This is a genomic window from Arthrobacter sp. MDT2-16, from assembly GCF_054510925.1.
Window position 1 is genome coordinate 249,762 of sequence record NZ_JBTNDP010000002.1, and the last position, 24,253, is coordinate 274,014.

The 24,253-nt window shown below is 71.8% G+C and carries 22 protein-coding genes; 2 read left to right on the forward strand and 20 right to left on the reverse strand.

Annotated features, from left to right (window positions below):
• Positions 1 to 84: 84 nt before the first annotated feature.
• Genes pyrF through pyrR form a run of 7 tightly spaced genes read right to left on the reverse strand, consistent with a single transcriptional unit; the run spans position 85 to position 9,140 of the window.
• The gene (gene pyrF / locus ACX80N_RS05730) at positions 85 to 954 is read right to left on the reverse strand and encodes an orotidine-5'-phosphate decarboxylase (protein WP_459338632.1); all 870 of its coding nucleotides are present in this window, start codon (positions 952 to 954) and stop codon (positions 85 to 87) included.
• Positions 944 to 4,252 carry a carbamoyl-phosphate synthase large subunit gene (carB, locus tag ACX80N_RS05735; protein WP_459338633.1) on the reverse strand — a complete coding sequence of 1,103 codons (3,309 nt, stop codon included), beginning with the start codon at positions 4,250 to 4,252 and terminating at the stop codon, positions 944 to 946. Before carB ends, pyrF begins: the two co-directional genes overlap by 11 nt.
• Positions 4,252 to 5,628: a glutamine-hydrolyzing carbamoyl-phosphate synthase small subunit gene (gene carA / locus ACX80N_RS05740; RefSeq protein ID WP_459338634.1), complete on the reverse strand. Its 1,377-nt coding sequence runs from the start codon at positions 5,626 to 5,628 to the stop codon at positions 4,252 to 4,254. The genes carB and carA overlap by 1 nt, the downstream gene beginning before the upstream one ends.
• Positions 5,625 to 6,164 carry a PH-like domain-containing protein gene (locus tag ACX80N_RS05745; protein ID WP_459338635.1) on the reverse strand — a complete coding sequence of 180 codons (540 nt, stop codon included), beginning with the start codon at positions 6,162 to 6,164 and terminating at the stop codon, positions 5,625 to 5,627. The genes carA and ACX80N_RS05745 overlap by 4 nt, the downstream gene beginning before the upstream one ends.
• Positions 6,152 to 7,537 carry a dihydroorotase gene (locus ACX80N_RS05750; RefSeq protein ID WP_459338636.1) on the reverse strand — a complete coding sequence of 462 codons (1,386 nt, stop codon included), beginning with the start codon at positions 7,535 to 7,537 and terminating at the stop codon, positions 6,152 to 6,154. Before ACX80N_RS05750 ends, ACX80N_RS05745 begins: the two co-directional genes overlap by 13 nt.
• Positions 7,534 to 8,556 carry an aspartate carbamoyltransferase catalytic subunit gene (locus ACX80N_RS05755; RefSeq protein ID WP_459338637.1) on the reverse strand — a complete coding sequence of 341 codons (1,023 nt, stop codon included), beginning with the start codon at positions 8,554 to 8,556 and terminating at the stop codon, positions 7,534 to 7,536. The genes ACX80N_RS05750 and ACX80N_RS05755 overlap by 4 nt, the downstream gene beginning before the upstream one ends.
• A complete protein-coding gene (gene pyrR / locus ACX80N_RS05760) occupies positions 8,553 to 9,140 on the reverse strand; it encodes a bifunctional pyr operon transcriptional regulator/uracil phosphoribosyltransferase PyrR (protein ID WP_459338638.1) in 588 nt (195 codons plus the stop codon). Before pyrR ends, ACX80N_RS05755 begins: the two co-directional genes overlap by 4 nt.
• Before the next feature lie 96 nt (positions 9,141 to 9,236).
• On the opposite strand from pyrR, the gene ACX80N_RS05765 reads away from it, so the two are divergent.
• Positions 9,237 to 10,535 (forward strand): PrsW family intramembrane metalloprotease, encoded by a 1,299-nt coding sequence (locus ACX80N_RS05765; RefSeq protein ID WP_459338639.1) that lies wholly within the window; start codon positions 9,237 to 9,239, stop codon positions 10,533 to 10,535.
• 116 nt (positions 10,536 to 10,651) lie between these two features.
• On the opposite strand, the gene nusB is transcribed toward ACX80N_RS05765, so the two are convergent.
• From nusB to ACX80N_RS05830, 13 genes are all read right to left on the reverse strand, one after another.
• Complete coding sequence (gene nusB / locus ACX80N_RS05770) at positions 10,652 to 11,062, reverse strand: transcription antitermination factor NusB (RefSeq protein WP_105030269.1); 411 nt, start codon at positions 11,060 to 11,062, stop codon at positions 10,652 to 10,654.
• Positions 11,059 to 11,622, reverse strand: coding sequence for an elongation factor P (gene efp / locus ACX80N_RS05775; protein ID WP_105030268.1), 564 nt, complete (start codon positions 11,620 to 11,622; stop codon positions 11,059 to 11,061). Before efp ends, nusB begins: the two co-directional genes overlap by 4 nt.
• A 146-nt stretch (positions 11,623 to 11,768) precedes the next feature.
• Entirely contained in the window at positions 11,769 to 12,860 is a 1,092-nt protein-coding gene (aroB, locus tag ACX80N_RS05780) for a 3-dehydroquinate synthase (RefSeq protein ID WP_459338640.1), read from the reverse strand.
• Positions 12,850 to 13,404 (reverse strand): shikimate kinase, encoded by a 555-nt coding sequence (locus ACX80N_RS05785; protein WP_459338641.1) that lies wholly within the window; start codon positions 13,402 to 13,404, stop codon positions 12,850 to 12,852. The genes aroB and ACX80N_RS05785 overlap by 11 nt, the downstream gene beginning before the upstream one ends.
• Positions 13,404 to 14,612 (reverse strand): chorismate synthase, encoded by a 1,209-nt coding sequence (gene aroC / locus ACX80N_RS05790; protein ID WP_105030265.1) that lies wholly within the window; start codon positions 14,610 to 14,612, stop codon positions 13,404 to 13,406. Before aroC ends, ACX80N_RS05785 begins: the two co-directional genes overlap by 1 nt.
• A gap of 32 nt (positions 14,613 to 14,644) precedes the next feature.
• Positions 14,645 to 15,523, reverse strand: coding sequence for a shikimate dehydrogenase (locus ACX80N_RS05795; protein WP_459338642.1), 879 nt, complete (start codon positions 15,521 to 15,523; stop codon positions 14,645 to 14,647).
• Positions 15,524 to 16,738 carry an endolytic transglycosylase MltG gene (mltG, locus tag ACX80N_RS05800; protein ID WP_459338643.1) on the reverse strand — a complete coding sequence of 405 codons (1,215 nt, stop codon included), beginning with the start codon at positions 16,736 to 16,738 and terminating at the stop codon, positions 15,524 to 15,526.
• Positions 16,735 to 17,277: a Holliday junction resolvase RuvX gene (gene ruvX / locus ACX80N_RS05805; RefSeq protein WP_240614911.1), complete on the reverse strand. Its 543-nt coding sequence runs from the start codon at positions 17,275 to 17,277 to the stop codon at positions 16,735 to 16,737. The genes mltG and ruvX overlap by 4 nt, the downstream gene beginning before the upstream one ends.
• A gap of 77 nt (positions 17,278 to 17,354) precedes the next feature.
• Complete coding sequence (alaS, locus tag ACX80N_RS05810; protein WP_459338644.1) at positions 17,355 to 20,033, reverse strand: alanine--tRNA ligase; 2,679 nt, start codon at positions 20,031 to 20,033, stop codon at positions 17,355 to 17,357.
• A 135-nt stretch (positions 20,034 to 20,168) separates the two neighbouring features.
• Positions 20,169 to 20,456 (reverse strand): hypothetical protein, encoded by a 288-nt coding sequence (locus ACX80N_RS05815; RefSeq protein WP_459338645.1) that lies wholly within the window; start codon positions 20,454 to 20,456, stop codon positions 20,169 to 20,171.
• A gap of 24 nt (positions 20,457 to 20,480) precedes the next feature.
• Positions 20,481 to 20,855: a DUF948 domain-containing protein gene (locus ACX80N_RS05820; RefSeq protein ID WP_105030120.1), complete on the reverse strand. Its 375-nt coding sequence runs from the start codon at positions 20,853 to 20,855 to the stop codon at positions 20,481 to 20,483.
• Between the two features lie 159 nt (positions 20,856 to 21,014).
• Complete coding sequence (gene rpsD / locus ACX80N_RS05825; RefSeq protein ID WP_055771608.1) at positions 21,015 to 21,641, reverse strand: 30S ribosomal protein S4; 627 nt, start codon at positions 21,639 to 21,641, stop codon at positions 21,015 to 21,017.
• Positions 21,642 to 21,924: 283 nt separating this feature from the next.
• A complete protein-coding gene (locus ACX80N_RS05830; RefSeq protein WP_459338646.1) occupies positions 21,925 to 23,403 on the reverse strand; it encodes a replication-associated recombination protein A in 1,479 nt (492 codons plus the stop codon).
• Positions 23,404 to 23,491: 88 nt separating this feature from the next.
• On the opposite strand from ACX80N_RS05830, the gene ACX80N_RS05835 reads away from it, so the two are divergent.
• Positions 23,492 to 24,247, forward strand: a complete 756-nt coding sequence (locus ACX80N_RS05835; RefSeq protein ID WP_459338647.1) for an acVLRF1 family peptidyl-tRNA hydrolase — start codon at positions 23,492 to 23,494, stop codon at positions 24,245 to 24,247.
• The last annotated feature ends 6 nt before the right edge of the window (positions 24,248 to 24,253 follow it).

A 24,253-nucleotide genomic window follows, 5' to 3' on the forward strand; every position in this document is an offset into this window, starting at 1 on the left:
TCTCCCCGGACGGGGATCGGGCTGGAACCGAACCTACCGGGCGCACGGCTCCGAAATCAATGCACCCCCGCCGGGGCGCATCCCTCAGGCGAGCTCGTCGCGCGTCCGCTCGGCGGCCTGCCGCACGGCGGCGGCGTTCGGTCCTGCGGCCAGGATGGCGCGGCTCGACGTCGGGAGCACGAACGGCAGGGCCTCGCCGAAGGCGGCCTCCAGTTCGCGCGGGCCCGCTCCCTGCGCCCCCACACCGGGGGCGAGGATGGGGCCGTCGAGCGAGGCGAGGTCCAGGCCGAGTCGACCGGCCGCGTCCCCGACGGTCGCCCCGACCACGAGCCCGACGGAACCCGTCGCCGCCGCACCCGCTCCTGCCCGACCGGCGGCGTTCTCGGCGGCGGCCGCGCGCGCGATGGACCGCGCCACCGACGCGTCCCCGCCCACGTGCTGGACCGAGCGGCCCTCGGGATTGGAGGTGAGGGCGAGGACGAACACGCCCCGCCCGGTGGCGGCTGCCAGGTCGAGGGCCGGCCGGAGGGACTCGAAGCCGAGGTACGGGTTGAGCGTGACGGCGTCGGCCGCGAGGGGGCGGCCCTCTCCCAGCCACGCGTCGGCGTAGGCCTGCATGGTGGAACCGATGTCGCCGCGCTTGGCGTCGGCGATGGTCAGGACGTCCGCCTCGGCGGCCCGGGCCAGCAGCGTCTCCAGGACGGCCAGGCCGCGCGCGCCGTGCCGTTCGTACAGCGCCACCTGCGGTTTGAGGGCCGCGGCCACGGGCCCGACGGCGTCGAGCACCGTGAGCGTGAACCGTTCGAGCCCGGCCGGCGTGTCCTCGAGCCCCCACGCCGTCAGGAGCGCGGGATGCGGGTCGATACCGACGCACAGGCTCCCGCGCTCCGCCCGTGCAGCCGCGAGCCGCACCCCGAAGGGGGCGCGCGGGGCGGCCCCGGCCTCAGGAGGCACTGCGGGCCTCGGCCGACGCACGCAGGTTCGCGGCGTGCTCCTGCAGGCTCGTCACGGACCACTCGTAGGAGCGCATGGCCTCGATGGCCTGCACGGCCGCGCCCACCTCGGGGATGGTGGTGATGACCGGCAACCCGTAGGACGTCGCCGCCGCGCGGATCTCGTAGCCGTCCCCGCGGGCCTGGCCGCCGGAGGGTGTGTTGATGATCATGTCGATCCCGCCCTCGGTGATGAGGTCGACGACCGTCCCCTCCCCCGCGGCGCCGGCACCCTCGGCGACCTTGCGCACCGTCGTCGCCTGGATGCCGTTGCGGCGCAGGACGTCGGCGGTGCCACCCGTCGACACGATCTCGAAGCCGAGGTCCACGAGGCGCTTCACCGGCATGACGATGGCCCGCTTGTCCCGGTTGGCGACGGACACGAAGACCTTGCCCTCGACGGGCAGGGCCGCGTTCGCGGCCGCCTGGCTCTTGGCGAAGGCCGTGTCGAAGTACTTGTCGATGCCCATGACCTCGCCCGTGGAGCGCATCTCGGGGCCGAGCAGCGAGTCCACCACGGTGCCCTCGGGCGTCCGGAAGCGGCTGAAGGGCAGCACGGCCTCCTTGACGGAGACGGGGGCGTCCAGCGGGAGGGACCCGCCGTCGCCCTGCGCCGGCAGCAGTCCGCGCTTCCGCAGTTCGGCGACGGTGACCCCGGTGCCGATGAGTGCCGCGCCCTTGGCCAGCTGCACGCCCGTGGCCTTGGAGACGAAGGGGACGGTCCGCGAGGCCCGCGGGTTCGCCTCGAGCACGTAGAGCACGTCCGAGGCCAGCGCGAACTGGATGTTGATGAGTCCGCGCACCCCGACCCCCTGCGCGATCGCGAGCGTCGCCTCACGGACGCGCTGCAGCACGTCCGCGCCCAGTGTGATGGGCGGCAGCACGCAGGCGGAGTCGCCGGAGTGGATACCGGCCTCCTCGATGTGCTCCATGATGCCGCCCAGGTACATCTCCGAGCCGTCGAACAGGGCGTCGACGTCGATCTCGATGGCGTCCTCGAGGAAGCGGTCGATCAGCACCGGGTGCGCCTCGGTGATCTCCGTGGCGTTGGCGATGTAGCGCGAGAGGTTCGCCTCGTCGTAGACGATCTCCATGCCCCGGCCGCCGAGCACGTAGGAGGGCCGTACGAGCACGGGGTAGCCGATGGCGTCGGCGATCCGCTTGGCGTCCTCGAAGGACACCGCGGTGCCGTTCTTCGGGGCGATCAGCCCGCCGGCGTCGAGCACGCGGCTGAAGGCGCCGCGGTGCTCGGCGAGGTCGATGGCCTCCGGGGACGTGCCGAGGATGGGGATACCGGCGTCGGCGAGTTCCTGCGCGAGCTTCAGCGGGGTCTGCCCGCCGAGCTGCACGAACACGCCGAGCACGCCGCCCGTGCGCTCCTCCGCGGCGAGGACCTCGAGGACGTCCTCGAGGGTCAGCGGCTCGAAGTACAGGCGCGTGGAGATGTCGTAGTCCGTTGAGACCGTCTCCGGGTTGCAGTTGATCATGACCGTCTCGTAGCCGGCCTCGCGCAGCGCCATCGTCGCGTGGACGCAGGAGTAGTCGAACTCGATGCCCTGCCCGATCCGGTTGGGCCCGGAGCCCAGGATGACGACGGAGGGCTTCTCGTGCATCTCCACCTCGTCCTCCTCGTCGTAGGAGGAGTAGTGGTACGGCGTGTAGGCGGCGAACTCCGCGGCGCAGGTGTCCACGGTCTTGAAGACCGGCCGGATGCCGAGGGCGTGCCGGACGCCGCGTACGACGGCGTCGGGCGTGTGGGTCAGCGCGCCGATCTGCTCGTCCGAGAAGCCGTGGCGCTTGGCGAGCCGCAGGACGTCCTCGCTGAGGTTGGGCGCGGTGCGCACCTCCTCGGCCACCTCGTTGAGCAGCACGAGCTGGTCGAGGAACCACGGGTCGATGCCCGTGGCCTCGTACAGCCGCTCCACGCTCGCGCCGCCCAGCAGGGCGCGCTGCACCTGGGCGAGGCGCTCGGTGGTGGGGCGCCTCGCGGCCTCCACCAGGTCGTCCACCTCGTCGGCGCCGACGGGCGCGAAGGAGAGCTGGGAGCCTTTCTGCTCGAGCGAGCGCAGGGCCTTCTGCAGGGCCTCGGTGAAATTGCGGCCCATCGCCATGGCCTCGCCGACCGACTTCATGGTGGTGGTGAGCGTGGGGTCGGCGGCGGGGAACTTCTCGAACGCGAAGCGCGGGACCTTCACCACCACGTAGTCGAGCGTCGGCTCGAAGGACGCCGGGGTCTTCAGCGTGATGTCGTTGGGGATCTCGTCGAGCGTGTAGCCGAGGGAGAGCTTGGTGGCGATCTTCGCGATCGCGAAGCCGGTGGCCTTCGACGCCAGGGCCGAGGAGCGGGAAACGCGCGGGTTCATCTCGATCACGACCACGCGGCCGGTGCCCGGTTCGACGGCGAACTGGATGTTGCAGCCGCCCGTGTCCACCCCGACCTCGCGGATGACGGCGATCGAGATGTCGCGCAGGCGCTGGTACTCGCGGTCCGTCAGGGTCAGGGCGGGGGCCACGGTGATGGAGTCACCCGTGTGGACGCCCACGGGGTCGAAGTTCTCGATGGAGCACACGACCACGACGTTGTCGTTCCTGTCGCGCATCATCTCGAGCTCGTACTCCTTCCACCCGAGGATGCTCTCCTCGAGCAGCACCTCGCTCGTGGGGCTGTACTGCAGGCCCTGGCCCACGATGCGGCGCAGGTCCTGCTCGGTGTACGCGAGGCCGGAGCCGAGGCCGCCCATGGTGAAGGAGGGCCGGACCACCATCGGGTAGCCGAGGTCGTCGGCGGCCACCAGCGCCTCGTCGATGGTGTGGATGATGGCGGAGCGGGCGGACTCGGCGCCGCAGCGCTCGACGACGCCCTTGAACTTCTCCCGGTCCTCGCCGAGCTCGATGGCGGCGATGTTCGCGCCGATGAGCTCCACGCCGAACTCCTCGAGGACGCCGTTCTTGTCGAGCGCGATCGCCGTGTTGAGCGCCGTCTGGCCCCCGAGGGTGGGCAGCAGGGCGTCGGGGCGTTCCTTCGCGATGATCTTGGCGACGACGTCGGGGGTGATCGGCTCCACGTAGGTGGCGTCGGCGAACTCGGGATCGGTCATGATCGTGGCGGGGTTCGAGTTCACGAGGATGACGCGCAGGCCCTCCTCGCGCAGCACGCGCAGCGCCTGGGTGCCCGAGTAGTCGAATTCGGCGGCCTGGCCGATGACGATCGGGCCGGAGCCGATCACCAGGACGCTCTTGAGGTCGGTTCTGCGGGGCATCAGTTCTCTTCCTGCGGTTCGCTGGGGTGTGCGCTGTCGTGTGCTGTCGCGTGGCGGGGCTGCGTGCCCGTCACCTTGGAGCCGTGCGTGCCGAGCTCCGCGGCGGCGGCGCCCGCGAGGGCCTCCGCCTCCGAGGGTGCGTCGAGCTGCGAGGCGAGGACGGCGTCCCCCGAGCCGGGCCTGGCCTTCTCGGCGTGCATGAGGTCGATGAACCGGTCGAAGAGGTAGGCGGAGTCGTGCGGGCCGGCGGCGGCCTCGGGGTGGTACTGCACCGAGAACGCGGGCAGGTCCAGGCATGCGAGGCCCTCGACGACGTCGTCGTTGAGGTTCACGTGGCTCACCTCGACGCGGCCGTAGGAGCCCGCGGGCGCCTCGACCGGGCCGGCGAGCGGCGCGTCGACGGCGAACCCGTGGTTGTGCGAGGTGATCTCCACCTTGCCGGTCCGGCGGTCCAGCACGGGCTGGTTGATGCCGCGGTGGCCGTAACGCAGCTTGTAGGTGCCGAAGCCCAGCGCCCGGCCGAGGATCTGGTTGCCGAAGCAGATGCCGAAGAAGGGGATGCGCTCGTCGAGCACGCGGCGCAGCAGGGCCACCTGGTCATCGGCGGTCGAGGGGTCGCCCGGACCGTTGGACATGAACACGCCGTCGGGCTGCACGGCGGCGATGTCCTCGTACGTGACCCCGGCGGGCAGGACCACGGTGCGCACGCCGCGCTGGGCGAAGTGCTTGGGCGTCATGGCCTTGATGCCGAGGTCGAGGGCCGCGATGGTCGCGACGGTCCCGCCGGTCCAGCCGTGGTCGGCGGGGTCGACGACGTACGCCTCGTCGATGCTGACCTCCTCGGCGAGGCGCGCTCCGGCCATGGACGGCTGGGCGAGGACCTGCTCCACGAGCCGTTCCTCGCCGGCCGCGGCGTCCGCACCGGAGAAGATCCCGGCCCGCATGGCGCCGCGCTCGCGCAGGTGACGGGTGATGGCGCGCGTGTCCACGCCCTCGATGCCCACCACGCCCTGCTCGCGCAGCTGCTCGTCCAGGCTCTGTTCGGAGCGCCAGTTCGAGGGGCGGCGGGCCGCGTCGCGGATGATATAGCCGGCCACCCAGATGCGGCGGGACTCGGCGTCGTCGGCGTTCACGCCGGTGTTGCCGATGTGCGGTGCGGTCTGGACCACGAGCTGGCGGGCGTAGGACGGATCGGTGATGGTCTCCTGGTAGCCGGTCATGCCGGTGGCGAAGACCGCCTCGCCGAGGGCGGTGCCCTCGGCGCCGTACGCGCGGCCGCGGAAGGTCCGTCCGTCCTCGAGGACGAGCACCGCGGGTGCCTTCGTGCCGGCCGGTGCCGTCGATGGAGCGTGGGCCTTGGGTGGAGCGCTGCTCACAGCTGTTCCCTGCCTTCGGGGGTCGGTGGAGTTCGGTTCTGGGGTGGATCGGAGGGGACGAGCGCCGCGATCGCGGCGACGAGCTGGGCCTTGTGCGCGGCGTGGCGGGTGCGGAAGCCGGTGTCGACCCGCCCCTCGCCGAGTCGCCAGGTCACGACGACGAGGCCTTCCTTCTCGACGAACTTGCCGGCCATGCCGCCGGCGAGCTGCACGGAGACGAGGTCGGCGCGCGGCACGAAGACCGTGCGCGCCCCGGTGCGGGTGACCAGGACGCCGTCGGCGTGGACGGAGGCGACGGCGTTGCCGCGCAGGCCCAGCCCGTGGACCGCGATGCGGTCCAGCCAGTCCCCCGCCGTCGTCGTCGCGACGTACTGGCCCTCGGCCTCGTAGAGGACGGGCCCGAGGTGTCCGGGCACCTCGGGCGGTGCGGGGACGTCGGACTGGCGGCGGAGCCGGTTGCGCCAGCCGAGGGCCATGAGAGCGACCAGGACCGCGATGATGCCCAGGGTCAGGGCCACCCAGCCTAGAGATTCCATGCCGGGGCCTCCCCGTCCGCCGCCTGGACGGGCCGCGGTGTCGCGAGGCAGCCGTCGAGGACCGTCGCGTGGCCGGCGTAGAAGGTGGCGCGCACGCTGCCGGGCAGTTCGAGCCCGCGGAACGGGCTGTTGCGGCCCTTCGTGGCCATCGTCGTGGGGTCGACCGTCCAGCGCGCGGCAGGATCCACGAGGATCAGGTTCGCGGGCTCGCCGGCGGCCAGCGGGCGGCCCTGGTGCCCGAGCCGGCCGATGCGCGCGGGCGTCACCGAGGTGACGCGCGCGAAGCCCTCCCAGTCGAGCAGGCCCGTGTCCACCATGGCGTGCTGAACCACGGACAGGGCGGTCTCCAGGCCCGTCATACCCATGGCGGCCTGCGCCCACTCGCACTCCTTGTGCTCGCTCGGGTGGGGTGCGTGGTCGGTCCCCACGACGTCGATCGTGCCGTCGGCGAGGGCCGCGCGCAGGGCGGTGACGTCGTCGGGCGTGCGCAGCGGCGGGTTGACCTTGTAGACGGGGTCGTAGCTGCGGACCAGTTCGTCGGTCAGGAGCAGGTGGTGGGGGGTCACCTCGGCGGTGACGTCGATGCCGCGGGCCTTGGCCCAGCGGATGATCTCCACCGACCCGGCCGTGGAGACGTGGCAGACGTGCAGGCGCGAGCCTACGTGCTGGGCGAGCAGGACGTCGCGGGCGATGATGCTCTCCTCCGCGACGGCCGGCCACCCGGCCAGTCCGAGGACCGCGGAGACGTCGCCCTCGTTCATCTGGGCGCCCTCGGTCAGGCGCGGCTCCTGGGCGTGCTGGGCGATCACGCCGTCGAACGCCTTCACGTACTCGAGGGCCCGACGCATGAGCACCGGATCGGAGACGCAGATGCCGTCGTCGGAGAACACGCGCACCCCGGCCCGCGATTCGGCCATGGCGCCGAGCTCGGCGAGGCGTTCTCCGCCCAGGCCCACGGTCACGGCGCCGACGGGCCGCACCTCGACCCAGCCGGAGGCGAGGCCCAGCCGGTACACCTGCTCCACGACGCCCGCGGTGTCGGCCACGGGAGAGCTGTTGGCCATGGCGTGCACGGCGGTGAACCCACCGAGCGCCGCGGCGCGGGAGCCGGTCTCGACCGTCTCGGCGTCCTCCCGGCCGGGTTCGCGGAGGTGGGTGTGGAGGTCCACCATGCCGGGCAGCACCACGAGCCCGTCGGCGTCGATGGTCACCGCGTCCTGCGGTGCCCCGGACGCCGCCGCGGACCCGACGGCGGCGATCCGGCCGTCGCGGACCAGGAGGTCCTCGACCCCGCGCCCGAGGAGGGAGCCGCCCCGAATGAGGTACGCGGTGCCGGTCCGGGCGCTGGTTCGGGTGCTGGTGGTGGTCGTCACGGGGTACGGCCTTCCGGGATGAGGGCGGGCGGGTCGTGCTGCTCGGGGACGTCGTCGTGCGGGTCCCCGGCGAGCAGCAGGTACAGCGCCGCCATGCGCACGGAGACGCCGTTGCGCACCTGCGCGAGGACGGTGGAGCGTGGGGAGTCGGCGGCGGCGGAGGAGATCTCCAGGCCCCGGTTCATGGGACCGGGGTGCATGACCACGGTGTCGTCGAGGCCCAGGGTGTCGAGCAGCGCCAGGCGTCCGTCGTCGAACCCCCACCGCCGCGAGTACTCGCGGGTGGAGGGGAAGAAGGCGGCGTTCATGCGCTCGGCCTGCAGGCGGAGCATCATGACGGCGTCGGGGCGCTGGGCGAGGGCGTCGTCGAGGTCGTAGTGGACGGTGCAGGGCCAGGCCCCGACGCCGACCGGCAGCAGCGTGGGCGGACCCGCGAGCAGGACCTCCGCGCCGAGGGTGGTCAGGAGCCACACGTTGGAGCGGGCCACGCGCGAGTGGAGGACGTCGCCCACGATGAGGACCTTCATCCCCGTGAGGTCGGTACCGGCGGACGGGGTGCCGCCCACCCGTGCCCAGTGCCGGCGCAGCGTGAAGGCGTCGAGCAGTGCCTGCGTGGGGTGCTCGTGGGTCCCGTCGCCGGCGTTGACCACGGCGGCGTCGATCCAGCCGGACGCCGCCAGGCGTGCGGGCGCGCCGGAGGCGGGGTGGCGGATGACGACGGCGTCCGCGCTCATGGCCTCGAGGGTCTGCGCGGTGTCCTTCAGCGACTCGCCCTTGGAGACCGAGGAGCCCTTCGCCGCGAAGTTGATGACGTCCGCGGAGAGCCGTTTCGCCGCGGCCTCGAAGGAGATGCGAGTGCGCGTGGAGTCCTCGAAGAACAGGTTCACCACGGTACGTCCGCGCAGCGCGGGCAGTTTCTTGATCTCCCGCTCCCCCACCGCCGCCATCTCCTCGGCGACGTCCAGCAGGCGCAGGGCGTTCCTCGCGGAGAGGTCGTGCGTGCTGAGCAGGTGCTTCACACGCGGTCCTCGATGACGACCTCGTTGACCGCCGACCCGCCGATGAAATCGGTCTCCGCCAGGTGGACCCGGACGCGTTCGCGGGACGAGGTCGGCAGGTTCTTGCCCACATGGTCCGCTCGGATGGGCAGCTCGCGGTGCCCGCGGTCCACGAGCACCGCGAGGCGGACCGCGCGGGGGCGCCCGAGGTCGGCGAGGGCGTCGAGCGCGGCGCGGATGGTGCGGCCCGAGTAGAGCACGTCGTCGACGAGCACCACCACCTTGTCGTCGATGCCCGACGGCGGCAGCTGGGTAGCCAGCGGCGAGCGGGTGGGATGGCGCCGCAGGTCGTCGCGGTACATCGTGACGTCGAGCTGGCCGGCGATGAGGTCGGGGTCGACGGTGGGGTCCACGGCCGCGATCTTCTGGGCGAGCCGCTGCGCGAGCGGGAAGCCCCTGCGCGGGATGCCGAGGAGGACGAGATCGCGGGAACCCTTGTTCGCCTCGAGGATCTCGTGGGCGATGCGCGTGAGTGCGCGGTCTATGTCGGCTTCTGCGAGAACGACGCGCTTGTGGATGCCGGATTCCGAGGCAGGCACGGTCATAACACGCTTCCTCCTTCCCCGCCTCACCGGACGGAATTTAAAGGCTGGTTGCGGTGCCCAAACTACCACAGCGCCGCTTGCACCTAGGGTTGCACCATGGCTATGAACAACCCCGGAGGGGCGCCCGGCGGTCCCGGCCGGCACGGCACGCAGGACTTCGCGCGGCAACCGCAGGACACCCACCAGAGCGTCCAGCACCAGGACTGGTGGGGCACGACGACGCACCGCCACCATCATCCGGCACCGGCCCGGACGCACGGCCGGCCGTTCCAGCCCGTGTGGAACCAGCCACCGCCCCGCCGCCGCGGCGTGTTGAACGTCATACTCGTGATCGTGGCGGCCCTCGTGGTGGCGGGCGTCCTGCTCCTGCTCTCTCTGTCCCTGGGGCCGTCGGCGTTCGTGCTCTGCGGCATCCTCGCCCTCGTCCCACTGGGCATCTGCCTGCTCGGCCTGCGCTGGATCGACCGGTGGGATCCCGAACCGCGCGGCGCCCTGCTCTTCGCGTTCCTCTGGGGCGCCGGGACCTCCGTGGTCGTGACGCTGCTGCTCGGCAGCTACGTGGTGGAGTTGCTCGGCACCGCGTTCAGCACCACCTCCCCGGAGGTGATCGGGCCGGTCCTGCAGGCGCCGCTGGTCGAGGAGTTCGCCAAGGGCGTCGGCGTGCTCATCCTCGTCTACACGCGCCGCAGCCACTTCGACGGTCCCGTGGACGGCATCGTCTACGCCGGGACGGTCGCTGCGGGCTTCGCCTTCACCGAGAACATCCTGTACTTCGGGTCCGCGGTCATGGAGTCGGGCAACGTCAGCTCCCTCGTGGGGGTCTTCATCCTGCGGGGCCTGTTCTCCCCGTTCGCGCACGTCATGTTCACCTCGCTCCTCGGGTTCGTGCTCGGCTACGCGCTGAGCCGGGGCGGCGGCAACGGCCGCATCCTCGGTGCCTTCGTGCTCGGGCTGATCCCCGCCATCGCGGGGCACATGCTGTGGAACGGCGGCACCCTCGTGCTGTTCAACAACTTCCTGCTCTTCTACCTGGTGGTGCAGGTCCCGCTGTTCGTCGCCGCCGTGATCGCCGTCGTGCTCCTGCGCCGCTCCGAGCGGCGCCTGACCGAGGCCCGGCTGGGCGACTACGCCCACGCCGGGTGGTTCACGCCCGAGGAGGTGCACATGCTCGCCACGCGGCCCGGGAGGTCGCAGGCGCTGGCCTGGGCCCGGTCCGTCGGCGCCGAGCAGGACATGCGCGCGTTCATCCGCACGGGCGCCCGCATCGCGTACACGCGCCAGCGCCTGCTCGGCGGGCGGCGCGACGCCGACTACGCGGCCGAGGAGCGCGCCCTCCTCGAGGAGGCGACGCAGCGCCGCACGCGCATCTTCCAGGCGGCATCCGCGGTGCTCTGACCGCCGGAGCACGGGATGCGGCCGTGCGGGTGCCCGGAGGCACCCCTTCCGGTCGCGGGACGCCAGAGGCCCCCGTGGTCCGCTCTCGGCGGTCCACGGGGGCCTCGGGCCCGCAACTACGCGAGCAGGGTCGGCTTGAGCTGCTGGAGCCGGCCGAGGAGGCCGTTGACGAACTTGGGCGACTCGTCCGTGGAAAGCATCTTGGCCAGCTCCACGGCCTCGCTGACGGCGACGCCGTCGGGGACGTCGTCGTTGTAGAGCAGCTCCCAGCTGCCGATCCGCAGGATCATGCGGTCGACGGCCGGCATGCGGTCGAGGGTCCAGCCCTGCGAGTAGGTGCTCAGGAACTCGTCGATCTGCTCCTGGCGCTCCAGCACGCCTTCCACGACGTCCACCGAGTAGTCGGCGATGACCATGTCCGTCTTCTCACGACGGGCGCGGATGACCTCGAGTGCCGGCATGTCCCGCTGCTCGGATTCGAAAAGGATGTCCAGGGCCCGGCGTCGGGCCTTGCTGCGTGCGCTCACTCGTTGACGCGTCCCAGGTACTCGCCCGTCCGGGTGTCGACCTTGACCTTGGTGCCGGTGCCGAGGAACAGCGGGACCTGGATCTCGTGGCCGGTCTCGACGGTCGCGGGCTTCGTGCCGCCGGTGGAGCGGTCGCCCTGCAGGCCGGGCTCCGTGTAGGTGATCTCCAGCGTCACCGACGCGGGCAGCTCGATGTAGAGCGGGGAGCCCTCGTGCATCGCGATGGTGGCCATCTGGCTCTCGAGCATGAAGTTCGCGGCGTTGCCCACGGTCTTGCCGGACACCGTGATCTGGTCGTAGTCCGTGGTGTCCATGAACACGAAGTCCTCGCCGTCCTTGTACAGGTACTGGTAGTCGCGACGGTCCACGGTGGCCGTCTCGATCTTCAGGCCCGCGTTGAAGGTCTTGTCGACCACCTTGCCGGAGAGGATATTGCGAAGCTTGGTGCGGACGAAGGCGCCACCCTTGCCGGGCTTGACGTGCTGGAACTCGAGGACGTTCCAGAGGTTGCCCTCGAGCTTCAGCACAGTGCCGTTCTTGATGTCGTTCGTGGTCGCCACAGATTCACTTTCGTCGGTTTCGCGGATGGATGGGCCGGCCGGAGCACAGCGGGCGCGGGGAAGCGCGCCAAAAGTCCAGAGACCAGTCTACCCTGCGCGGCGCGGGGCCCGGCCGGGACGCCCGGCCCGCAGGCGGCGTGGACAGGTCAGGAAGCGATCTCCTGGTAGGCGGCGAACAGGAGCGAGGTGTCCGGCACCTCGAGCATTCCCGGGCGGCCGATGCCGTCGAGCACCACGAACCGCAGGAGGTCGCCGCGGGACTTCTTGTCGCGGCGCATGCCGTCCAGCAGCGAGGCCCACCGGTCCCGCCGGTAGGTGACGGGCAGGCCGAGCGGCTCGAGGATGCGCCGGTGCCGGTCGGCGTCGGCGTCCCCGAGGCGCCCGACCATGCGGGAGAGTTCGGCGGCGAACACCAGGCCCACCGAGACGGCGGCCCCGTGGCGCCAGGAGTACCGCTCGGCGAGTTCGATCGCGTGTGCGAGCGTATGGCCGTAGTTGAGGTACTCGCGCCGGCCGGACTCGCGCAGGTCCTCGGAGACGATGTCCGCCTTGACCCGGATGGCACGCTGCACGAGGTCCCGCAGCACGGGCGAGGTGGCGTCGGTGGCCGCCGTCGTGTCCTGCTCGATGAGGTCCAGGATGGCCGGGTCGGCAATGAACCCGCACTTGACCACCTCGGCCAGTCCCGTGACGAGCTCGTTCTTCGGCAGCGTGGCCAGGGCGTCGAGGTCGGCCAGGACGGCGGCGGGCGGGTGGAAGGATCCCACGAGGTTCTTGCCCTCGGCGGTGTTGATGCCCGTCTTGCCGCCCACGGCGGCGTCGACCATGGCCAGGAGGCTCGTGGGCAGGTGCACCACGCGGACGCCGCGCAGCCAGGTGGCGGCGACGAAGCCACCGAGGTCCGTGACGGCCCCGCCGCCCACGGTCACGACGGCGTCCGAGCGCGTGAAGTCGTTCTGGCCGAGCACCTGCCAGCAGAAGGCGGCAACCTGGATGTGCTTGCCCTCCTCGGCGTCGGGGATCTCCGCCGTGACGGCGGTGAGGCCCGCGTCCGCGAGTTCGGCCCGGACCGTGTCGCCCGTGGCGCGCAGGGCCCGGGGGTGGATGACCAGGACGCGCCGCACCCGCTCACCGAGGATCGCGGGCAGCCCGCCCAGCAGCCCGTGCCCCACGACGACGTCGTAGCTGCCCTCGGCGCTCCCGGTCACCGGGATGATGGTTGGTTCGTCAGTGGCCATGGGAATTCCCGCTCTCGTCGTGTCGGTGGTCGTTTGGGTGGGCGGCCAGGGCGTGCAGCACGGCCTCGGTCGCCTCGCGCACCGTCAGGCCGCGGGTGTCGACGACGGCGGACGCCACCGCCACGTAGACCGGACGCCGCGCGTCGTACAGCTCCTGCCACCGTTCGGCGGGCCGGCCGGCGAGCAGCGGCCGGCTGGAGTCGGCACGGATGCGTGGGAGGACGGTCGCCAGATCGGTGTCGAGGAAGACCACTGTCGCCTCCGCCAGCAGTTCCCGCGTGCCGGGGTGGAGCACCGCTCCCCCGCCGAGGGAGATGACGACGCCGTCCTCGGCGAGGGCGTCGCGCACCACCTCCGCCTCGAGGCTGCGGAAGGCCTGCTCGCCGTCGCGGGCGAAGATGCCGGCGATGCTGCCGTGCCGCTTGACGATCACGCGGTCCGTGTCGACGAACCGCGCACCCCTGCGCTGGGCGAGCATGCGTCCGACGGCGGACTTGCCCACGGCCATCGGACCGACGAGCACCACGGGGTGGTCCGCTCCCATCAGGCTCCGGCGGAGTCCAGGAACTCCGGGATGCTCTCGAGGTAGCCGCGCATGTTCCGGGCGGTCTCCGCGAGGGAGTCGCCGCCGAACTTCTCCGTGACGGCCTCGGCCAGCACGAGCGCGGTCATGGCCTCGGCGACCACGCCGGCGGCCGGCACCGCGCACACGTCCGAGCGCTGGTGGTGGGCGCGGGCGGCGGTCCCGGTGCTGATGTCGACGGTGCGCAGGGCGCGCGGCACGGTGGCGATGGGCTTCATCGCGGCGCGCACGCGCAGTGCATCGCCGATGCTCATGCCACCCTCGATGCCGCCGGCGCGGTTGGTGACGCGGACGATCTTGCCGTCGTCGTTGCGGACGATCTCGTCGTGGGCCGCTGTGCCACGGCGCGCGGCGGTCTCGAAGCCGTCACCCACCTCGACGCCCTTGATGGCCTGGATGCCCATGAGTGCCGCCGCGAGGCGGGAGTCGAGGCGCCGGTCCCAGTGGACGTAGCTGCCGAGCCCCGGCGGGAGCCCGTAGGCGACCACCTCGACGACGCCGCCGAGCGTCTCGCCCTCCTTGTGGGCGGCGTCGACCTCGGCAACCATCGCCTCGGAGGTGTCGCGGTCGAAGCAGCGCAGTGGATCGGTGTCGAGCGCGATCACGTCTCCGGGTCCCGGCAGAGGGGCGTCCTCGGGGACCGAGACGGAACCGATGGAGACGGTGTGACTGACGAGGCGGATGCCCAGGCCCTGGAGGAACCTCGCCGCGACGGTGCCCAGGGCCACGCGCGTGGCGGTCTCCCGGGCGCTCGCACGCTCCAGGACGGGCCGGGCCTCGTCGAAGCCGTACTTCTGCATGCCGGTGAAGTCGGCATGTCCGGGCCGCGGCCGCGTGAGCGGGGCGTTGCGTGCCGATGCGGCGAGTTCCGCGGCGTCCTCGACCGCGAGGGGGTCCGCGGACATGATCTTCTCCCACTTGGGCCACTCGGTGTTCGCGACCTCGATGGCCACGGGGCCGCCCTGGGTGATGCCGTGGCGGACGCCGCCGAGGATGCGCACCTCGTCCTGTTCGAACTTCATGCGGGCGCCGCGCCCGTAGCCGAGCCGGCGCCGGGCGAGGGCCTCCTGGATGTCGCCACTCGTGACGGCGACGCCCGCGGGCATGCCCTCGATGATGCCGACCACGGAGGGGCCGTGGGATTCTCCTGCCGTCAACCAACGCAACATGGTTTCCATACTGCCATGCAGCGGCGCAGGCATCAGCGCCGTGCGGCGCCGACTGCGTCGCACATCACGTCCAGGACGCCTGCGGGGTCCTGTGTGACGTCGGGGAAGAACAGGCGCACCTGCTCGACGGCCTGGTGGAGCAGCATGTCGAGGCCCGGCACGATGCTTCCGCCGGCGCCCTGCCAGGCGGCGGCCAGTGCGCTGGGCCAGGGGTCGTAGGCCACGTCGAGGAGGGTGCCGTGCGTGCGGAATCCGGGCCCGGCGAGGTCCGCCGCGAGGGGATCCGCGGCGCGGGGCGGGAGCGTGGAGACGACGACGTCGGCAGCCCGCACCGCCTCGCCCGCGCCGGACCAGGGCCCGATCACGACGTCCAGGCCGAGGTCCGCCCCGACGCGCAGCAGCTCGGCCGACGCCTCGGGGCGCCTGACCAGTACGGCGGCGGTCCGCGCGCCGAGCTGCGCGAGGCCCGCGAGGGCGGCCGCCGCGGTCCCGCCGCCGCCGAGGACCACGGGGTGTCCAGGGGTCCGGACGCCGGCGCCGGCCAGCGCGTGCGCCACCCCGACGACGTCCGTGTTGTGGCCCGTGAGGACCCGGCCGCGTCCCTCGCCGGTGACGACGACGGTGTTGATCACGCCCAGGACGGACGCGGGCGCGGTCGTGGTGTCCACGAGCCGTGCCGCGGCGGCCTTCAGCGGCATCGTGACGGACAGCCCCCGCCAGGCCGGCGTGGCCCGGACGCCGGCGATGAACGCGGCGAGCCCCGCCTCATCGACGTCGACCGCCGTGTAGGAGCAGTCGACGCCGATCGCACGGTACGCCGCGGCATGCAGCAGCGGTGACTTCGAATGCCCGATCGGCGAGCCGATCACGGCGGCCCGGAGGGCGGGCGCGGCAGGTCCGGCCGGCGCCACCTACTCGCAGCGCCCGGGGTGGTCGGTGCACCAGGCCAGGTACTCGTCGACGTAGCGCAGGTGCTCCGCGTAGGTCTCGGAGAACTTGGTCTCGCCGGTGTCCAGGTCGACGGTCACCCAGAAGTAGAACGGGACGTCCGCCGCGTTGACCGTCGCGTCGATTGCCTCGTCGCCGGGGGAACCGATGGGACCCTTCGGCAGGCCGGGGTTGGCGTAGGTGTTGTAGGGGTTGGAGGTGTCCTGCTTCTCCTCGTCCGTGAGCTGGTAGCTGCGCTTGCCGAGACCGTACGTGACGGAGGCATCGGACTGGATGAAGCCGTTGGTCTCCGTGTTCCCGGGCGTGAGGCGGTTGTTGATGGCACCCGCGACCGTGGCGTAGTCGCCCTGCTGCGCCTCGGCCTGCACGATGCTCGCGATCGTCAGGATCCGGTACTGCTCGGAGGGATCGGTCACGCCGTCCTGCGCGAGGCGGTCGGTCGTGGCCTTCACCATCTCGGTGATGATGTCCGTGGCCGTGGCCTCGACGTCGAAACGGTACTCCCCCGGGTGCAGGTATCCCTCGAGGGACAGCGCCTGCTGCGGAAGGCCGAACTGCGTGGGACTCGCCGCGAGGGCCTCGAACTCGGTGCGCGGGATGCCCGTGGAGGTGCTGAGGATGTCGAACACCTCGCCCTGGCGGAGGTCGCGGGCCACTGCGGCGTAGGAGACGAGGGAAGGATCCTCGCCGAGGAGGGCCTCGGCGGCATCGGCGGCGGGCATCTGCAGGCGCATCTCGTACTCGCCCGGCTGGACCTCGCGGCCCTCGGCGATGGCGGCGAGGGCGGCCACGAAGGTCTCGGAATCCGCGACGATGTCGGCGCTCTCGAGTCCGTTGCCGATCGCGAGGGCACCGGCGCCCTCGGTCACGGCGAAGACGGTCTCCTCGCCCCCCGGCCCCGCGTAGTCGGTCACCTCGTTGAAGCCCAGGAAATCGCGCAGCATGAGCGCTGCACCGTAGACGGTGCCGGCGAACAGCAGGACGACCACGACCATGACGACGGTGCGCCGGAGGCGCCTGCGCCGCTTCGCGTCCGACGGCGGGCGGCGGCGCCGGTTCGACTCCTGCGATGCGAAGAACTCCTCGACGGGTTCGGGATGCCCGTGGTCACCGGCGTAGGCGTCGTGCTGGTCGTCGAACTCGGGGGAGGCAGGGGTCTGCCGGGTACGGTTGTTCATGATTCCGGGTCCCTCCTGCTCGTCGAACTGTCCTTGATGACTGGCTCCTCTGTTGGGGTCAGCAGTGGGCGGCGGGCGTCCTCCGCCTCACGCACAGGAACCGGATCCCCCACATCCCGTCCACGTGAACGCTGCATGTCGATGGCATGCTGGAGAATTTCGACGGCAGCCACCTGGTCCACCACCTTACGATGCTCGCGGCTGCTCAAACCAGCCGCGTGCAGCGAGCGGTGGGCCGACACCGTGCTCAGCCGCTCGTCCACCAAGCGTACCGGCACGGGGTGGGCCTGTCGCCGGAGTTCTTCCACGAGCAGCCCCGCATAGGTCCGCGCCATCTCGGCGGACGCGCCCTCCCGACCGCTGAGGTTCTTCGGCAGACCCACCATGATCTGCACCACGCCGCGCTCCACGGCCTCCCGCACGAGGATCCGCACGTCGCCGTTCCTCCGGGGATCCCGCGTGAGGGTCCGGATCGGTGTGGCGAGCAGGCCGTCACGGTCGCAGCCGGCCAGACCCACCCGGACCTGCCCCACGTCCACGCCGAGTTTCGGGCCGTGCGGGTAGGGAGCGTCGGGCGCGCCCCCCGCTCCCCCGGCCTCGCCCGTCACCGCGTCGATCAGCGTTTCGCGACCGCGGTGCGGATGGCCGACAGCGCATCGGGGATGCGCGAGGCATCCGATCCACCGCCCTGGGCGACGTCGTCCTTGCCGCCACCGCCTCCTCCAAGCACCTTCGCCGCCGTGCGCACCAGGGCGCCGGCCTTCACACCGGCGGCGCGCGCGGCCTCGTTGGTGGCGACGAGGACGAGCGGGCGGTCCTGGGAGACGGCCGTCGCGGCGACGACGGCCGCGTCCGACCCGAGCCGTCCGCGCAGATCGAGCACGAGCGTGCGGAGGTCGTCCGCACCGCCCACCTCGCCGGCGTCGTGCGCGATGAGGCGCACACCGTCGACGTCCACGGCGGTGTCGACGAGCGACGCGGCCGCGACGGCGAGCTGTTCCTTGCGCAGCCGGTCGAGCTCGCGCTCGGCGGCCTTGAGCTTGCCGAGGGTGGCCGAGAGCCGCTCCGGCAGCTGGGCGGAGGGAACCTTCAGCATCTCCGAGAGCTCGGAGACGAGGGCCCGCTCCGCGGCGAGGTGGCGGAACGCGTCGAGCCCGACGAGGGCCTCGACCCGCCGGTTGCCGGAGCCGACCGACTGCTCACCGAGCAGCGTGAGGCTCCCGATGAGCGAGGTCGAGGCCACATGGGTACCGCCGCAGAGTTCCCGCGAGAACTCCGCGTTCATCTCCACCACGCGGACGGTGTCGCCGTAGGCCTCGCCGAACAGCGCGGTGGCCCCCAGCGCCTTCGCATCGGCGAGGGACATGATCTTCGTCTCGACCTCGTAGTTGTTGCGGATCGCGATGTTGGACACCTCCTCGATCTCCGAACGCGCGGCGGCACTGATGCCCTCGCCCCAGGAGAAGTCGAAGCGCAGGTACCCGGCCTTGTTGAACGAGCCGCGCTGGAGCGCCTCCGGGCCGAGGATCTCGTGGAGCGCCGCGTGGACGATGTGCGTCCCCGAGTGGGCCTGCTCCCCCGCATGCCGGCGCTGGCGGTCGACGGCGGCGACCACCGTCGCGCCCGGGGAGATCTCGCCCTCGCGGACCACCGCGCGGTGCACGCTGAGGCCCTTGATCGGGCGCTGGACGTCGAGGACCTCGACGACGAATCCGTCGCCGGTGATGAGGCCGACGTCGGCGGCCTGGCCGCCCGCCTCGGCGTAGAACGGGGTCTGGTCGAGGACCAGTTCGATCTCGTCGCCCTGGAGCGCACTCGGGATCGACTGCCCCTTGTCCAGCACGCCGACGACCGTCGCCTCGGTGGTGAGCTCGTCGTAGCCGGTGAACACCGTCTGGCCGCGGCCGAGGAGCTCGGTGAAAGCCGTGAGGTCAGCGTGGCCGGCCTTCTTGCCGCGGGCGTCCGCCTGGGCGCGCTGACGCTGTTCGAGCATGAGGGAGCGGAAGCCGTCGGCGTCCACCGCCAGGCCAGCCTCCTCGGCCATCTCCAGCGTCAGGTCGATCGGGAACCCGTACGTGTCGTGGAGGGTGAAGGCGTCCTGCCCGGACAGCGGTCGCTCATCGGCCAGGGACTCGCGGACCGCCTCCTCGAGCCTGGCGGTGCCCGAGGCGATGGTGCGCAGGAACGCCTTCTCCTCGGCGTAGGCGATGCGGCTGATGCGCTCGAAGTCGGCCTCGACCTCCGGGTACACGCCCTTCATGGCGTCCCGCGAGGCGGGCAGCAGCTCCGGCAGGCAGGCCTTCTCCACGCCGAGGAGGCGCATGGCGCGGACGGCGCGGCGGATGAGGCGGCGCAGCACGTAGCCGCGGCCCTCGTTGGAGGGGGTGACGCCGTCGGCGATGAGCAGCAGGGAGGAGCGGATGTGGTCGGCGACGACGCGCAGCCGGACGTCGTCGGTGTGGTGCGGGTCGTCGGGCGACTCCGCACTCGTGTACGTCCTGCCGCTGAGTGCCGCAGCGCGGTCGAGGACGGGCCGCACCTGGTCCGTCTCGTACATGTTCTCGACGCCCTGCAGGATCATCGCGAGGCGCTCGAGGCCCAGGCCCGTGTCGATGTTCTTCTTCGGGAGCTCGCCGAGGATCTCGAAGTCGTCCTTGCCGGTCCCCTCGCCGCGCTGGTACTGCATGAAGACGAGGTTCCAGATCTCCACATAGCGGGTGTCGTCGGCCTCGGGGCCGCCGTCCACGCCGTAGGAGGGTCCGCGGTCGTAGAAGATCTCGGAGCAGGGACCGGCCGGCCCGGGCTGGCCGGTGGACCAGTAGTTGTCCTTCTTGCCCATCTTCTGGATACGCTCGGCCGGCACGCCGATGCTGTCGCGCCAGATCGCCAGCGCTTCCTCGTCCTCGTGGTAGACGGTGATCCAGAGCCTCTCGGGAGGCAGCCCGAACCCGCCGTCGGCGACGTCGCGGGTCAGCAGGTCCCACGCCATGCGGATGGCCTCGGCCTTGAAGTAGTCGCCGAACGAGAAGTTGCCGCACATCTGGAAGAACGTGCCGTGCCGCGCGGTCTTGCCGACCTCCTCGATGTCCCCCGTGCGGATGCACTTCTGGACGCTCGTGGCCCGCGCGTACGGGGCCACCTCGCGCGCGGTGAGGTACGGGATGAACGGCACCATGCCGGCGACGGTGAACAGCAGTGACGGGTCGGAGGAAATCAGCGACGCCGAGGGGACGACGGTGTGCCCGTTCTTCTCGAAGTAGCTCAGCCAGCGGCTGGCGATCTCGTGGGACTTCATGGGGGCGATCCTTCGGTGGTGGGTCGGGACGCGGAGACTCCGGCCCGAGCGGGGGTGCCCGGTCGCAGGCGACAGCCTCCGCCCGGGCGGGCGGAGGCTGCGGCCCCGCTGCCGGCGTCGGGAGGGTGGTGCGTCCTAGCGGAGCGAGCGGCGGGAGGCCGGGACGGCGTCGACGGGAGCGGAGGTGGAGGGCGCGGCGGGCGCGGCGGGCGCCTCGACGCCGAGCGCGGCGCGGAGGTCGTTCTCGCGCTCGGTCATGGCCGAGCGCAGGGCATCGGCGAAGTCGGCGATGCTGTCGCTGATCTGCCCGACGGCGCGGTTCACTCCCTCGGGCCCGAGGGTGGACTTCGCCTTCGACACCTTGCGGACGGCGACGACGCCGATGGTGACACCGGCGGCGAGCCAGAAGACTCTTCTGATCATCGTTCTCTCTCCGTTCGTTGGGTGCTAGCGGCTGCGGCGGCGGCGGGCGGGGGACGTGCGGCCGGCGAGGGCGGAGCGGACGCCGTAGGAGAACGCCGAGACCTTGATGAGCGGGGCGCCGATCGTGGCCGCGACGAGCGATGACAGCGCGGAGATGTTGGCCGAGGCGTCGGACACGTTGGTGGTGATGCCGTCCACGGCCTTAAGCTGCTGGTGGGTGGTGTTCACGGTGCTCGTGACCTCCCCGATCAGCGGCGTCGTCTCGTCGGTGACGGTGCGGATCGCCTTGCGCAGCTCGTCGAACACGCGGCCGAGCTTCCAGATCGGCACGGCCAGCAGCAGGACCAGGACGGCGAATACGCCGGCAGCTATCAGGCCGGCAATATCTCCACCTGACATGGGCGGTCTCCTTTACGCAGGGGTACACCGCCTTGAACGAGCGGCATGGGAATTCGTGCTCCTAGTACCTTACAGAACGAAGAGCCCGCGGCGGTTGCCACGGGCTCTTCGTTCAGCCTTCGCGCTGTGCGCCTGCGGACTCCGCCGGCGTCGGGGCGTCTAGCGTGCGTAGTACTCGACGACGAGCTGCTCTTCGCAGGTCACGGGGACCTCGGAGCGCTTGGGGCGACGCACGAGGCGTGCCTGGAGCTTGTCGAGCTGGACGTCCAGGTAGCCGGGGACGGCGGGGAGGACGTCGCGGTGCGCACCGGCGGCAGCAACCTGGAGCGGGACCATGGTCTCGCTGCGGCTGTGGACGTGGATGAGCTGGCCTTCGGCCACGCGGAACGACGGGCGGTCCACGCGGGCGCCGTCGACCATGATGTGACGGTGCACGATGAGCTGACGCGCCTGGGCGCTCGTGCGGGCGAAGCCTGCACGGAGGACGAGGGCGTCGAGACGCATCTCGAGGAGTTCGATCAGGTTCTCACCGGTCAGGCCTGCGGTGCGGCGGGCTTCCTCGAAGATGCGGGCCATCTGCGCCTCGCGGATGTTGTACTGCGCGCGCAGACGCTGCTTCTCGCGCAGGCGTACGGCGTAGTCGCTGTCCTGCTTGCGACGCGCGCGGCCGTGCTGGCCCGGCGCGTACGGCCGGCGCTCGAGGTACTTCTCCGCCTTCGGGGTGAGGGCGATGCCGAGGGCTCGCGAGATGCGGACCTTCCGGCGGGCACGTGTGTTGTTAGCCACGTTTACCTTTCGATGATTTTTGCGGCGAAGAAGCGGACAGCCACGGGGGCGTCCGCACTTCCTGGTGTCGCTGGCCTCCACATGCGGAGAGCCGGGATTGGCCGCTTCCCGGTACTACAGTCCGCCGCGACCCTGGTCGCCGACCCGCACCGCGCGGCAGGAGACCTGCTGCGGACCACGGGAGGACGACTGGTACACGACGACTTGCCAGTCAGCGACCAATATTAGCAGTGCGCGGGTCGCGCAGCCGAATCGCCGCCCGCACACGGCGCCGCCCCCGCTGCTACTTCCCGCGGATGATCCTGCGCAGCCGCGCCAGGCGGGCGGAGATGTCCCGCTCCGAACCCCGGTCGGTGGGTTCGTAGTAGTCCCGTCCCACGAGGTCGTCCGGGGCGTACTGCTGCAGCGCGATGCCGTGGGGCTCGTCGTGGGAGTACACGTAGCCCTTGCCGTGCCCGAGCTGGCTCGCCCCGGGGTAGTGCGCGTCCCGCAGGTGGGCGGGGATACCCTGCCCGCGGCCCGCCCGGACATCGGCGATGGCGGCATTGATGCCGTTGTACGCCGCATTGGACTTCGGCGCGGTGGCGATGTGCACCACCGCCTCGGCGAGGATGATGCGCGCCTCGGGCATGCCGACGAGCTGCACGGCCTGCGCGGCGGCGACCGCGGTCTGCAGCGCCGTGGGATCGGCCATGCCGACGTCCTCGGACGCCGAGATCATCAGCCGGCGGGCGATGAACCTCGGGTCCTCGCCCGCCTCGAGCATCCGCGCGACGTAGTGCAGCGCCGCGTCCACGTCCGACCCGCGGAGCGACTTGATGAACGCGCTCGCCACGTCGTAGTGCTGGTCCCCCGCGCGGTCGTAACGCAGGGCGGCGACGTCCACCGCCTTCTCCGCATGGTCCAGGGTGACGAGCGCGGGGAGCGCCTCCTGGCCGTCCTCCTGCTCGGCGTCCTCGGCGTCCTCTCCCCCGTGGCCGACCGGCCCGTCGGGCTGGTGCGCGGCGGAGTGCGACTCCCGCTCGGACCGGGCGACGCCGGCGGCCGCCTCCAGGGCCGTCAGCCCGCGCCGCGCGTCCCCTGCCGCCAGCCGGACGAGGTGCTCGAGGGCGTCCCCGGAGACCTCCACCGTCCCGGCGAGCCCGCGTTCGTCGTCGACCGCGCGTTCGAGCAGGCCCCGGATGTCCGCCTCGTCGAGCGGCCGGAGGGTCTGCAGCAGCGAGCGCGAGAGCAGCGGCGACACCACCGAGAACGACGGATTCTCGGTGGTGGCCGCGATCAGCACCACCCACCCGTTCTCCACGCCGGGCAGCAGGGCGTCCTGCTGAGCCTTGTTGAAGCGGTGGATCTCGTCGAGGAACAGCACGGTCGTCTGCCGGTACAGGTCGCGGGAGGTGAGCGCCTCGTCCATGACGCGCCGCACGTCCTTGACGCCCGCGGTGATGGCCGACAGTTCGACGAACTTCCGGCCCTGGCCGCGGGCGATCACGTGCGCGAGCGTCGTCTTGCCGGTCCCCGGCGGTCCCCACAGGATGACCGATGACGGCGCCGCATGCGCGCCGGGGTCGTGCTCGCCGGCGAGGGTGCGCAGCGGCGATCCGCGGCCCAGCAGGTGCTGCTGGCCGACCACCTCGTCCAGCGTGCGCGGCCGCATCCGGACGGCGAGGGGACTGCGCGGCCGCACCGTCCCCGCTGCACGGGAGGTGCTGGAGGGGACGTCGTCCGCGTCGTCGTCGGCCGCCGCGCTGAATAGATCATTCACAGCCCCAACGTTACTGTGGGCCTCTGACGGGTCCGGTGCCGTGCGGTGCCGCCTCCGCAGCCTCCACCGTCGCCCTCGAAGGAGCTCCATGTCCCCGACCAGGTCCGTGCTCGTCGACGCCCGGCGGCTCGACGGCTGGCTCGCACGGTTCGAGGCGCGGAACGGTCCGTATACCGTGAGCCTCGCGACGGGCCGTGACGACGGCTCCCTCGACGTCGTCGCCGGGAACGGGTGCACGGCCCTCCTGACCCCACCCCTCCTGCCCCGGGCACGACCGGGCGGGGAGTCCGCTGCCGGATCGCGCGCGGGTACAGGATCCCGCGCGACCACGGAGGGGAGCATTCCGCCCGCGTCCGGTGCAGCCGAGGGTTCGTCGCCGGATGCCGACGGCCTCGTTCCCTCGCTGCTGTCGGGGATCGACACGGCCACCACCGTGGGACTGCTGCTGATCCGGCGGGGCGGCTACTCGGTGGGAGTCGCCGCGGCGGGTCAGGTGCTGGCCTCGAAGACGGGCACGCGGTACGTGCAGGGCAGGACCGCCGCCGGCGGATGGTCCCAGCAGCGCTTCGCCCGGCGACGCGCCAACCAGGCGGACGCCCTCGTCGAGGAGACCGCGGTGAGGGCGGCCGCGGTGTTCCGCGCGCACCCGCCGTCGTGCCTCCAGCTCGGGGGCGATAGGACGCTCGCGGCCGCGGTGCTCGGCGAACCCGCCCTGACGGCCTTCGCGACGCTGCCGCAGGTCCCCTTCCTCACCGTGCCCGACCCGCGGTTCGCCGTCCTGAAGGAGGCTGCCGGCTCGGCGCTGTCCGTTCGGATCACGGTGACGGACCCGCCCTCCACCTGACCGGCA

What these genes read in the sequence shown, in the direction of transcription:
- ACX80N_RS05745 (WP_459338635.1), bottom strand. Translation starts at nt 6,164, where the DNA reads ATGGAATCTCTAGGCTGGGTGGCCCTGACCCTGGGCATCATCGCGGTC.
- pyrR (WP_459338638.1), bottom strand. Translation starts at nt 9,140, where the DNA reads ATGACCGTGCCTGCCTCGGAATCCGGCATCCACAAGCGCGTCGTTCTC.
- alaS (WP_459338644.1), bottom strand. Translation starts at nt 20,033, where the DNA reads ATGAAGTCCCACGAGATCGCCAGCCGCTGGCTGAGCTACTTCGAGAAG.
- mltG (WP_459338643.1), bottom strand. Translation starts at nt 16,738, where the DNA reads ATGAACAACCGTACCCGGCAGACCCCTGCCTCCCCCGAGTTCGACGAC.
- ACX80N_RS05835 (WP_459338647.1), top strand. Translation starts at nt 23,492, where the DNA reads ATGTCCCCGACCAGGTCCGTGCTCGTCGACGCCCGGCGGCTCGACGGC.
- aroC (WP_105030265.1), bottom strand. Translation starts at nt 14,612, where the DNA reads ATGTTGCGTTGGTTGACGGCAGGAGAATCCCACGGCCCCTCCGTGGTC.
- ACX80N_RS05765 (WP_459338639.1), top strand. Translation starts at nt 9,237, where the DNA reads ATGGCTATGAACAACCCCGGAGGGGCGCCCGGCGGTCCCGGCCGGCAC.
- carB (WP_459338633.1), bottom strand. Translation starts at nt 4,252, where the DNA reads ATGCCCCGCAGAACCGACCTCAAGAGCGTCCTGGTGATCGGCTCCGGC.
- ACX80N_RS05820 (WP_105030120.1), bottom strand. Translation starts at nt 20,855, where the DNA reads ATGTCAGGTGGAGATATTGCCGGCCTGATAGCTGCCGGCGTATTCGCC.
- aroB (WP_459338640.1), bottom strand. Translation starts at nt 12,860, where the DNA reads ATGGCCACTGACGAACCAACCATCATCCCGGTGACCGGGAGCGCCGAG.
- ACX80N_RS05815 (WP_459338645.1), bottom strand. Translation starts at nt 20,456, where the DNA reads ATGATCAGAAGAGTCTTCTGGCTCGCCGCCGGTGTCACCATCGGCGTC.
- ACX80N_RS05785 (WP_459338641.1), bottom strand. Translation starts at nt 13,404, where the DNA reads ATGGGAGCGGACCACCCCGTGGTGCTCGTCGGTCCGATGGCCGTGGGC.